The following is a 12716-nucleotide window of genomic DNA, read 5'->3' as shown; positions in this document are numbered from 1 at the left end:
ATTTAAAATAATTTAAGTTTTCTATACTAAAACATCTATTGCATTGCTCAATCGCTGTGTAATTTCTTCAATAGTTCCCATGCCGTTAACTGATGTATACTTGCCTTTTTGCTCGTAATAAGCAATTAACGGAGCTGTTTTTTCATTGTATTCAATATAGCGGTTTCGAATTTTTTCTTCATCCTGATCATCAGAACGACCACTAGTTTTACCTCTTTCCAATATACGGGCAACCAAAACATCATCGTCGGCATCTAATCCGATTGTACCTACGAAAGCAATCTTTTTCTCTGCCAATAATTTTTCCAGCGCTTCGGCTTGCATTATAGTACGCGGAAAGCCATCAAATAAAAATCCCGCTTTATCCATATTTTTCTCTACTTCGTCCGCCAGCATATCAATCGTAATTTCATCCGGAACCAATTCTCCTTTATCGATATAAACCTTGGCTTGCTTTCCTAAATCTGTACCATTTTTTAAATTATATCGGAACACATCTCCTGTAGAAATATGTGTTAAATTATATTTCTCTTTAAGAAATTGTGCCTGAGTTCCTTTTCCGGCACCTGGCTTCCCAAATAAGATTATTGCAATCATTAATTTATTTATATTAATTATTATTCTTTTATCTGATATATTTCAGGTATATTCCGTCCTCTTTTGTTATAATCCATTCCATAGCCCACAATAAATTTATTTTCTATTTCAAAAGCCACGTAATTCAACGGAATATCTTTTTTATAAGCATCAGGTTTTAAACAAAGCGTACAGATTCTAAGTTCTTTCGGTTGCTGCTGATCAAATAACTTTTTAAGAGCTACCAAAGTATTACCTGTATCTACAATATCTTCTACTAAAATCACTCTTCTATCCGAAACATCAATATCCAATCCCAATAACTGATTAACCTGATTAGTTGATTGGGTACCGATATAAGATGCCATTTTAACAAAACTAAGTTCGCATTCTCCTTTGTAATGCTTTACCAAATCAGAGATTACCATAAAAGATCCGTTTAATACTCCTATAAAAACGGGAACTTCTCCATTCATATCTCGCAGAATCTGTTCGGCAATTTCCTTTAATCTTGTTTGAATTTGCTGCTCAGAAATAAAAGGAATAAAGGTTTTATCAAAAACTTGTATATCCATGACATTACGCTATTTTCATCGTAATTCGCAAATATACAAAAAGAAAGCAATTTTTCATTCAATTTCAAACACACTAGCTCCCTTTTGTCTATTTATCTGTATTTTTATATTAAAAAAATAAAAATGGTTTTTATTTTTTTAATTTTAGTCATTTTAATTATTTTTCAATGCAGAAAATTATTGATTCGTTTTTAAGCATAAAAAAACGTAGCGTTTTTCAACGCTACGTTTAAAACAAACTAATTCAATCCAACTCTAAAACCAAAGTTATTAAGTTTTATCGTCCAGATTATTTTCAAATACATATCAAACACAAAAACCTTTTACTTGATCAACTCTAAAAACAAATATAAGTTAAATTTATTAACTAAAAAACATTATTTTAATTTTTATTTAATATTTAAAATTATCGTTCAAATAAAAATAAATTCCTTTTTAATCAATATTAAAATACAATTTCACAAATAAAAACAAGAAATCAATTCACTTCATAAATTAGATTACTCTTCCAATCCAACTGTAAATACAGTCATCCGATTTGTTTTTATTATAAAAACGGCAATTCAATATTCTATTTTTAAATTATCTTTGTCGAAACAATACAATTACAATGAATTATTTTTCTTCAGATTTTAAATTAGGAATTTTAGGGGGCGGACAATTGGGCAAGATGATACTGACTGAAACTCGTAAATTTGACATACAGACTTATGTAGTTGATCCAAGTACAGATGCCCCGTGCAGGTTTGGAGCTACAAAGTTTTTTCAAGGTGCTCTGACCGATTATCAAACCGTTCTGGATTTGGGAAGTCAAGTAGATGTTCTGACTATTGAAATCGAAAATGTTAATCTGGAAGCTTTAGAAGCCTTAGAAGAGCAAGGCAAAAAAGTATATCCTTCGCCTAAAACGCTTCGACTGATCAAAAACAAAGGCAATCAGAAAGATTTTTATATCCAAAATAACATTCCGACGGCACCTTACAAGCGCTTTGCTACTTTAGAAGCATTAAAATCAGAAGTAAAAAATGGTTCTGTTAATCTTCCTTTTGTGTGGAAAGCCACAGAAGGCGGATATGACGGAAACGGTGTAAAAGTAGTTCGCAATGCTGAAGATTTAAATATATTACCCCAAACAGAGTGTATTGCAGAAATGATGATTCCGTTTAAAAACGAATTAGCAGTTATTGTTGCTCGGTCGGCATCGGGCGAAATCAAATCCTATCCGGTGGTAGAAATGGAATTCCACCCTGAGGCGAATCAGGTAGAATATGTAATTTGTCCGGCGCGTATTGATGAAAATATTTCTCAAAAAGCCCGCCAAATTGCTTTACAAGTTTCTGAAGCCTATAATCATGTAGGACTTTTGGCAGTAGAAATGTTCCAAACTCAGGATGATGAAATCCTTATCAATGAAGTGGCTCCGCGTCCGCACAATTCAGGACATTATTCGATCGAAGCCAGTTATACTTCTCAATTTGAACAGCATATCCGCGCAATTTTGGATTTACCTTTAGGAAATACCGACAGTAAGGTTGCCGGAATCATGGTAAACTTAGTTGGTGAAGAAGGTTATTCAGGACAAGTCATTTATGAAAATATTGAAAAGATCATGGCCGTTGACGGAGTTACACCACATATTTACGGAAAAAGAGAAACCCGTCCGTTTCGTAAAATGGGACACGTAACCATTGTAAACGAAAATATGACAGAAGCACGAAAAATAGCACAACAAGTGAAGGAAACGATTCGAGTTATTAGTAAATAGCTAGCTATTATTCAGTACAAATTATAAAGACATATAAACCTATAAACCTAACCGCTAATAGCTAAAGGCTAACAGCTAAAAAACATTAACAATGAAAGTAGCAGTAGTAATGGGAAGCATTTCGGATATGCCGGTAATGCAACAAGCAATTGATATATTACACGAATTTGGTGTAGAAACACACGTAGATATCGTATCTGCACACAGAACTCCGGAAAAATTAGTAAATTTTTCGACTAATGCACATATAAACGGTATCAATGTTATTATTGCCGGAGCAGGCGGTGCAGCGCACTTACCCGGAATGGTAGCGTCTATGAGTCCGCTTCCTGTAATTGGCGTTCCTGTAAAATCAAGTAATTCTATTGATGGCTGGGATTCAGTTTTGTCTATTTTACAAATGCCGGGCGGTGTTCCTGTGGCAACCGTTGCTTTAAACGGAGCAAAAAATGCAGGCTTATTAGCCGTTCAAATATTAGCGAGTCAAAATGCTGAATTATTAGAAAAAATGATCACTTACAAGCAAGGACTCAAAGAAACAGTTTTAAAAGCGGCAGAGGATTTAAAGAAATAAGAAAAGAGGAAAAATCCTCTTTTTTGACTTTATACTTAGTCCGATTTTAATGTTTTAGCATTTACCTGTTTATCCTTTAATACTTGCTTAACGGAATAATCCTTATTTTTAGAGGATATAAATACAAAAAATCTTTATGAAAAATATATTATTGACGGCTTTTGATACGGCACCGTTTTCAAAAATCAATGTATCAGATTATGAACCGGCTTTTGACCAAGCGATTGCCGATGCCAAAGAAGAAATTCAAAAAATTATCAACAATCCCGAAAACCCCAATTTTGCCAATACAATTGAAGCGATGGCTTTTTCAGGAATGCAGTTAGACCGGATTTCTAACATTTTTTTCAATCTTAATTCAGCCGAAACCAACGAGGAACTTCAAAAAATTGCACAATCCATAGCTCCAAAACTATCAACTTTTGGAAATGATATTTCACTGAATCCCGAATTATTTGCACGGGTAAAATACGTTTTTGAAAATACAGATGTCAATAACCTGACTACCGAACAAAAAACGCTTTTAGAAAAAACATATAAAGGTTTTGTGCGCAACGGAGCTTTATTAAATGAAGAACAAAAAGCAGAATTACGCGAAATAGATACGCAATTATCCTTGCTTTCTCTAAAATTCAATGAAAATATTTTGGTCGAAACCAATGCCTATCAGCTGCATATTACGAATGAAAATGATTTGAAGGGACTACCTGAAGGTACAAAAGAAGCAGCCAAAAACCTGGCAGAACAGGAAGATAAAGAAGGCTGGATTTTTACATTGGATTTCCCAAGTTATCTCCCTTTTATAACTTATATCAAAAATCGGGAACTGCGAAAAGAAATCGCGATTGCCAACGGAAAAAAAGGCTTTCAAAACAACGAATTCAACAATGAGCAAATTGTTTTAGACCTTGTAAAACTGCGCAATCAACGCGCACAATTGTTGGGTTATAAAAGCCACGCTGCTTTTGTTTTGGAGGAACGCATGGCGCAAAATCCCGAACAAGTTTTTGATTTTTTGAATAATTTATTGACAAAAGCAAAACCTGCCGCCGACAAAGAATTTGCTGAACTTACTGCCTACGCCAAACAATTGGACGGAATTGAGCAATTGCAAAAATGGGACGGAAGTTATTACGCCGAAAAGCTGAAACAAGAACGTTTTAATCTGGACGATGAAGTCCTGAAACCTTATTTTAAATTAGAAAACGTTTTGCACGGGGCATTCGAGGTCGCCAATAAATTATACGGATTAACTTTTACAGAAGTTCATACTATCGATAAATATCACAAAGACGTTCAAACCTTTGAGGTTACAGACAACAATAACAATCTGACTGCTATTTTTTACGCCGATTTTTTTCCTCGAAAAGGAAAAAGAAACGGTGCGTGGATGACATCTTTTAAATCTCAATGGATAAAAGATAAGGTAAACGAAAGACCGCACGTTTCTATCGTTTGCAATTTTACGCCCCCTACTCCGTCTAAGCCTTCACTGCTTACATTTAACGAAGTAACTACTCTATTTCACGAATTTGGACACGCTTTGCACGGAATGCTTGCCAATACTACCTATCCTACTTTATCGGGAACATCAGTGTACTGGGATTTTGTAGAATTGCCGAGCCAGATTATGGAGAACTGGGTATATGAACCTGAAACACTTGCTTTATTCGCCAAACACTATCAAACCGGTGAAACGATTCCGCAAGAATACGTAGACAAAATCAAGGAAAGCTCTAATTTTCTGGAAGGATTAGCAACCGTTCGGCAGTTGAGTTTTGGCTTGTTGGATATGGGCTGGCACACTGAAAATCCAGAAAACATCAAAAACGTAAAATCATTTGAAAACGAAAAATTTGCCTCCACACAAATGTATCCTGACGTGACAGAAAACGCAATGAGCACTTCCTTTTCCCATATTTTTGCAGGGGGATATTCTGCCGGATATTATTCCTATAAATGGGCGGAAGTTTTGGATGCCGACGCATTTGACTACTTCAAACAAAATGGTATTTTTAACAAAAAAATCGCTACCAAATTTAAAGATAATATTTTATCGCAAGGCGGAACAGACCACCCGATGACTTTATACAAAAAGTTCAGAGGGCAAGAACCTTCATCGGATGCTTTATTAAAACGAGCGGGATTATTAGAATAAAAGTAAAACGGACTGCAGTTTGCAGTCCGTTTTACTTGTATTGTAAATTGTTATTAAATCATTTGACCAAACTTGCCTAAATTAAAATCATTAACTGCATCTACTAATTCTTGTTCCGTATTCATTACAAAAGGTCCATAATGTGCGATTGGTTCATTTAAAGGTTCTCCCGAAAGAACCAAAACTACAGCGTCTTTTGTAACTTCTATTACAAATTCTTCTCCTTCTTTTTCCATCAACCCCACATGATCAACCGGCACAATATCGGTGCTGTTAACCTTTACTTCTCCTTCCAATACCAGCAAAAGCGTTGTATATCCTGAAGTAAAGCTAAAAGTCTCTTTGGCTCCTTGTTGGGCTTTTAAGTTCAACAAATGAACGGGTGAGAATGTAGAAGCCGTACCTTTTGTTCCTTTATGTTCACCGGCAATAACTTCAATAAAGCCCATCTTATCCGCTAATGGAAATTTAGCTATTTGAGCATTTTGGATGGATTGATATTTAGCCGGAGTTTTTTTGTCCTGACTTTTCAAATTAACCCACAACTGAACCATCTGAAATTCGCCTCCGGTTTTGCTCCATTCCGTTTCGTGAAATTCTTTGTGTAAAACTCCCGAAGCTGCTGTCATCCACTGTACATCTCCTTCTCCGATAATTCCGCCTCCGCCACTGCTGTCTGCGTGTTCAACCCTTCCTTTATAAGCAATGGTTACCGTTTCAAATCCTTTATGCGGATGTATTCCTACACCTTTGGGTATTTGTGAAGGCGGAAACACAAATTTAGAATTATAATCAAACATAATAAACGGATCCATCTGCTGCATATCCATATCAGGCATGCCCGGAATAAAGTTATGAACTCTAAATCCATCGCCAACAAAATGTGCCGGACGAGGAGAAACTACTCTTTTTATCTTTCTTGTTTTCATTGCTTTTCCTTTTTATATTTACTCAAAGTTACTGCTGTTTTACCGATTAATCACTTAATCTACATCAAGAAAAACGCACAAAAAAAGAGGATGCATTTGTCATCTGCATCCTCTTTTCTCTGTTCTGCTTATGGTTTTATCTCCACTTTTATTCCTTCGCTATGTGCACTCATTTCCGGTGCGTACATATTTTGCATGGTCGTAATGCCATTAGAAAATGTACCGGCATTATTAGCTATTAAATCATATTCGAAAACATATGTCCCTTTTCTCAGCTTGGCAATAAAAAAGTTTGTAGCGGCATCTCGGGTTTCTTCATAATAACCAAACTCGCCTTTCCAGCGATATCCCGAAAAAACATTGACAGGTTCAAAACCACTGGCTCTCATATCCTTGACATGAACATAGTCCATATCTTGATTAGCCGTAATTTCTAAACGAACAGTAATTTTATCCCCCACTTTAATTGGTGTTTGCGCTGTAATTTCTCTCAGTTTCTGACCTTGATCAGTATTGGCTTTCAAATACAGTTTTTTGTTAAACTGTATTTCTGATTTTGCCGAAGTTACTTTATCCAAATCTTCAAAATACTGCCAATACATTGCGCCATATGAAACTCCCGGAGACTCTTTCGTCACTTCTACAATTCCCATTTTAGGCTTAAGTTCTTCTTTTGTCCATGACTGTTTAAAATATCCGCTTCCCATTTGAGCCTCTTGATTCAGATCTATCGGATAGCCTCCAACTTTAACTTCAATTCCTTTTTCTGAATCCATCCACGATTTGCCGATATTAAGTAAAGCATATACAGCACGTGTAGTGGCTTTGGTTGAAGTCCATGCAGTAGTTTGTTTGTTTTTTAACAACCATACCTTCATATCTTCAATAGCATCGGCATATTTTTCTCTGTCGGTTTCATGTGCCGCTTCCATAATCATAACCTGAGTTTCAACCGGAGCCTGATACCACAACCAACCCGCACTATTTTCTTTCCAATACGTTCCCATATTTTCAGAAGACACTGCATTTTCCATCATGCTTCTGACCAGCGAATTGGCTGTTTTTGACAAGCCGAAACGCTTTGCAGTTACAGCTTTCATCGCAGTTGTATATAAACTTCCTGTTGGGTCAGTATCTTCCAGACCTTTGCGGTATGCACTTATCATTGAAGTATATTTTTCGCTGATTTTTAAATCCTCTAAAAAGAAGCTTCTCACATAAAGATAATGGATTGCTAAATTATCAGCACTGATCTTATTGTCTTTAATTTGACGCTGATAAACAGCATTCTGCTGCTGATCCATATAATTAACAGCGTTTTTTATTATGTTTTCAAAATCAATCCCTAAATCATCAAACCAGTCTGCATCTAAAACACCCATCTTTTTTAGATTTCCAAATCCTTCAACAATAGTCTGGGTAATGTAAAGATTGGACGAATCTCCGGCAAACCAAGGGAATCCTCCATCGTTATTTTGTTGTTCTTCCAATTTTGAAAAAGCGGTTTTCAACTGCATTCTCATAGTGTTCAAATCAAACAATACCGCCAAACGCTTCATCTGTTCCTCCTGACTTTCTGCCTCTCTTACCCAAGGAGTTTCCTCTATCAAAATCTGTTTTAACTCTTCGTTTTGTTCCAGTTTGGATTTCAGTTGCTCTTTGCGGTTCCAATCGTCAAACACTCTTTTAATACGTGGATTGCTGTTTAACAGTTGTGTTGCCATAGCATTGGCAAATACTTTGCTAAATATTTGTTCTGAGCATTCATACGGATATTCCATTACGTAAGGCAACGCAAAAATGGCATTCCACACTGGATTAGTCGTCATTTCCAGCGTCAGTTTAAAGTTTTCCAACGTGGACTCATTTTGGGTTTCATACTTATCAAACTTAAACAGCTTATTTTGCCCTTCTTTAACAGAAATCGGCATAGTTTCTGTCACCAGCATTCTGTTTGACAAAACCGATAATACAGCTTCTTCACCATCGCTGTAATCACCTGCTTTTGCCACTACTCTATACACTACCGCGTCTATATTCTTAGGTACCTGAACCGTCCAGCTGATATTAGCCGAACTTCCTTTTGCCATTTCAAATGACTTTGGCTCAGCCGTATTTTCAAACAAATCGTCTATTGGCTCCATTGTAAACGCGTCAAATAGCTGTAAACTGATGTTTCCTGACAAATCATTTTCAGACAAATTCACAATTTTAGACGATAATTCCAACACATCCCCCTGACGTAAAAACCGAGGTGCATTTGGCACAACCATCAACTCTTTTTGAGTGCGAATTAATTTTTCGGTTTTTCCAAAAGACAAATCCTCTGTATGGGCAAAAGCCATAAACTTCCACTGCGTCAATGCTTCCGGCATAGTAAACTCAACCTTTACATTTCCTTTTTCATCTGTGCGTAAAACCGGATAAAAGAAAGCTGTTTCATGCAAATTTTTACGGACAGCCACCTGACCTAAATCTGCTTTAGTTTTATCTTCTTTTGCTCCATAATCAGTTTGAGATAATTCATCATTTTCATTAAAAGCAGATGGTGACGGCGGATTAATGTCCTGTCTTCCATCAGCAGACTCGATTTGGGCACTGTTTGCTACTTCTTCAACAACCCTATCGGCAGCAACACCTCTTACGCTCTGCTTCATCAATGTATATCTGTTTCCGCCAAAACTAAGATTGTACATATTTAAATTAACCGGATTGCTAAAACTACTTCTTACTCCCACAAAAGGGATATTGGAAACAATATAAGAGTAAGTTTTCTTTTCCGTACTGCTAAAAGATGAATAACCGAACTCCGGCTCGTTGGCATAATATCTTCTTTTCCCTTCTCCTAAAGAACTGTGATAATTATGTGGTGTAAACTGATCGAGTGAGGCATCATACATATTTGCCAATACTTCTGCAAGCACCTTATCTTTTCCCTCTCCCGAAATCTTTAATGTCCATTTTTCCTGTTCTCCGGGTTGGACTTTATCTCTAAAAGACTCTACTTCTATTTTTAACGTATTATTATTGTTTTCCGGTAAAACAAGAGATTCTTCTTTAAATAAAGCCATATTGTGTTTTACGGCAGCCACCTGAACAGCTACTTCTCCCTCGTATTCTTTTTTGATAGGTATTTCTACAAAGGATGCTTTTTTGCCAATTTGTAACACTTTCTGCATTAAGATTTTGTCATTCGCCATTACAGTTACTACTGCGTAGGTATCGTCTTCCGCACTTTGCAGTTTGATCTTTGCTGTATCTCCTGCTTTATATGTTTTTTTATCTGCTGATAACTCTACCAGCTGATTCAGATTTTCAGTTTTATTTGAGTTTTGAATTATAAATCGGTTTTCAAACTCTGTTTTCTCACCGTTTTCCCATATAAAAGCCTTAACGATATAGTTTCCTGACTTGAGCTGACTGGCATTCTTAAAATGAAGCGTGGTATTTTTACTGGTATCAAAATCAGTTTTAAATACTTCTTTTCCTTCTTTCCAATTGTTCATATCCCACTCATTGTCATACGGAGTATACGGAAACAGTTTAACAAATTCATCATACGAAAATAGCTGACTATCTGTTTTTTCGTTAAAACTTTTATCCAGTAAACGAACAGGATAGGGAGGTGCTAATTCATATAAAACAAATTCTCCTTTAACGCCGTAATCTACGTGGTTAAGCGTTTGTGTCTTGATTTCAATATCGGATAATTGTTCTGCGTCTACCGTTCCGTAAAGTTTATGCGTTAATTCAATAACTTTATCTCCCACCACAATCTCAGACCTGCTGCTGTGTGTTTCTCCGTTAATATCTGTTACGTCCACATATACTGTATAAATATAGGTACGTGGTTTTTCCTTGTCAAACGCTGACTTTGCAACTGCATTAAAGTTAAAATCAAATTGCCCTTCAGGGTTTGTTTTAACTTCTCCGTTAGCAATAGGTTCTTCCACATGGTTATAAGTAGGATATCTGTTTTTCCATATCCAGTATGGCCACACTTCACGTCTGGTTACTCTGTATTTTACAACAGCATTATCCAAGTTTGCACCGGAAAATGCCAAAGCATTTCCATTTACTTTGACATCTTCGTTAAATCGGTATATGGCTTTAGGTTTCTCAAGCTTAACTTCAAATTTTGGTCGTTTGTATTCTTCCACGCTAATAGAGGCATACCCTATTTGCTCCTCTTTGCGGTTAATCGTTATTTCAAAATTGCCCAAACGCCCACCGGAAGGCAAAACGAATTCTCCGTTTACGGAACCATATTCGTTGGTTTTTAATTGCAGTGAGGATACTTTTTCCCCATTTACATCCGATAATTCAACAGTAAATTCTTCACTTACAGCTAATTTTTCTGCTTTCCCTTTGGTTCTTGACACAATAGACTTAAAATATACTACTTGTCCCGGTCTGTAAATTGCTCTGTCCGTAAAAATGGATGCGTTATAAACTGTTGTTTCCTCTTCTACAGTTTGCTCTGCGTTTCTCCACGTATAATACGGAAAAACTTCATACACCTCATCTTCTTTTACGTTTAAATACAACCTTGTATTTTCCTTTAAAAAATCCAGTTTTATTTCTCCTCTTTCATCTGTTTTCAAAATTGTTTCCCAATACGCTTTTGAATTATTGCGGACCGCACCATTAGCCAGTACAACTGAAACGTCTGACAATGGTTTTCCAGTATCTCTGTGATAAACTCTGGCTTTTTTATTTCCGCTTACAATTAAATACGGGGTTACATTGAGGTTAGCAATACTCAACGCTGCCTTGTTTTCTTCCAGCTCTTTAAAAGGATGGCTGCTCATAATTACAACATACCTTCCGTTTGTCAAAGGCTTAAGCTCTGCAACCGTATTGTGGCTGGCATAGTCTTCAAAGGGATTAAGTACAATTTCATATTGGTCTGCAACCGGATATTTAGCGATCAGCTTTTTATAGTCTGACAGATTGTAAGCTTGCTGATTATTTCTGTTTTGGCTTCCGTCTGTATTTTTTAAAACCTGAATATACACCCGATTTAAATTGCTATACGAAATCAGCAGAGGATTGCTCTGATCTCCCATAATATATTCCTTCAACCTAAAGGACAATTGTGGTTTCTCAGTATCTTTTTTCAGATCCTCTAATTTTTTAGCAGTTTCGCTACCCGGGAACAGCTTGTTTACCTGATTTGCCAAATCCACCAGTTCTTTTCCATTTAAATAATTGGCATACCCTAAGTACAATATATCTTCTTTCGGATACTTTTGCAAAAGCTGTTGGTATTGTTCTTTTACCTCATCTGCATTAGTTTTGACAGAGAGCTGATACATTTTGGTATACAAAAAGTGTTTAATATCTTTTTTGCTTTGAAGTTCTTTGAGCACTTCCTCCAAAAGTTCTTCTGACTTCTTCTTTGCTTCCTCTCTTTCCGATTCTCCTAAACGCCAATCGTAATCTGCCAAATAACCAGCGTAATCCAACCGAAGGGCATCGTAAACCGAAAATTTACTAAAATCAATATCAAGTGTGTTTTCACTTATAAACAAATCGTTCCACTGTCCTACTTCAGCACTTTTATTGTCTTTTGCCAAGGACAATCCGGTCTGATAATGTTTGTTTATCTCTTTCGTAAATTCAGCTGCACTCCAAAAACGGACATCGTTGCTTTGAGGATTTTCTACCTCTGTTCTTCTTCCGACTTGATAACTGTTTTCCTGATAATACAGATGATATAACTTAGCAATATAAACCTCTGTAACAGCTTTAGAAATACCGCTGACAGCTAAAGACTCGGCTTTAAACTGATCAATTACCTGGTTAATATTGTATTCGCTGTCTTCTTGGGTAACAATATTTATCTTGGCTTCGTAAAACATTGCTTTTAGCAAACTCGGATAGTCTTTGAACTGTTTTGACAATTCTTTAACTTCGTTTATCGTCGGAATCAAACTCTTTACTTCGTGTTCGGCTTCTTTTTGATGAATTGTATTCCACAGTTCCTGAATCTGTTTTTCAGGCTGCTGCCCAAATCCTACAATCGGGGCAAGTATCATTAACAACATACTTATTTTTTTCATCCTTATTATCTTTTAAACGCTTAAATATACTCTATTTACTAAATTTACACATTAATATTAAGAAATAAAAAGAG

At 36.1% G+C, this 12716-nt stretch carries 7 protein-coding genes; 3 read left to right on the top strand and 4 right to left on the bottom strand.

Annotated elements, in window-relative coordinates; genetic code table 11:
- Window positions 1–21: 21 nt before the first annotated feature.
- Complete coding sequence (locus C8P70_RS10165; RefSeq protein WP_133713216.1) at window positions 22–597, bottom strand: adenylate kinase; 576 nt, start codon at window positions 595–597, stop codon at window positions 22–24.
- A gap of 20 nt (window positions 598–617) precedes the next feature.
- On the bottom strand, window positions 618–1151 hold the full coding sequence (gene hpt / locus C8P70_RS10160) for a hypoxanthine phosphoribosyltransferase (RefSeq protein WP_133713215.1): 534 nt from the start codon (window positions 1149–1151) through the stop codon (window positions 618–620).
- Window positions 1152–1761: 610 nt separating this feature from the next.
- Between hpt and C8P70_RS10155 the strand changes: the two genes are divergently transcribed.
- The 3 genes from C8P70_RS10155 (at window position 1762) to C8P70_RS10145 (ending at window position 5648) form a co-directional block, all read left to right on the top strand.
- Window positions 1762–2916, top strand: coding sequence for a 5-(carboxyamino)imidazole ribonucleotide synthase (locus C8P70_RS10155; protein ID WP_133713214.1), 1155 nt, complete (start codon window positions 1762–1764; stop codon window positions 2914–2916).
- A 91-nt stretch (window positions 2917–3007) separates the two neighbouring features.
- Window positions 3008–3490, top strand: a complete 483-nt coding sequence (gene purE / locus C8P70_RS10150) for a 5-(carboxyamino)imidazole ribonucleotide mutase (protein WP_133713213.1) — start codon at window positions 3008–3010, stop codon at window positions 3488–3490.
- A 136-nt stretch (window positions 3491–3626) separates the two neighbouring features.
- Complete coding sequence (locus C8P70_RS10145; RefSeq protein WP_133713212.1) at window positions 3627–5648, top strand: M3 family metallopeptidase; 2022 nt, start codon at window positions 3627–3629, stop codon at window positions 5646–5648.
- Between the two features lie 53 nt (window positions 5649–5701).
- Here the strand turns inward: C8P70_RS10145 and C8P70_RS10140 are convergent, their stop codons facing one another.
- Window positions 5702–6577: a pirin family protein gene (locus C8P70_RS10140; RefSeq protein WP_133713211.1), complete on the bottom strand. Its 876-nt coding sequence runs from the start codon at window positions 6575–6577 to the stop codon at window positions 5702–5704.
- A 128-nt stretch (window positions 6578–6705) separates the two neighbouring features.
- The gene (locus tag C8P70_RS10135; RefSeq protein WP_133713210.1) at window positions 6706–12642 is read right to left on the bottom strand and encodes an alpha-2-macroglobulin family protein; all 5937 of its coding nucleotides are present in this window, start codon (window positions 12640–12642) and stop codon (window positions 6706–6708) included.
- Between the last annotated feature and the right edge of the window lie 74 nt (window positions 12643–12716).

This window comes from Myroides indicus (assembly GCF_004364575.1).
Classification (GTDB): domain Bacteria; phylum Bacteroidota; class Bacteroidia; order Flavobacteriales; family Flavobacteriaceae; genus Flavobacterium; species Flavobacterium indicum_A.
This window is presented reverse-complemented; position numbering and strand designations above follow the sequence as displayed.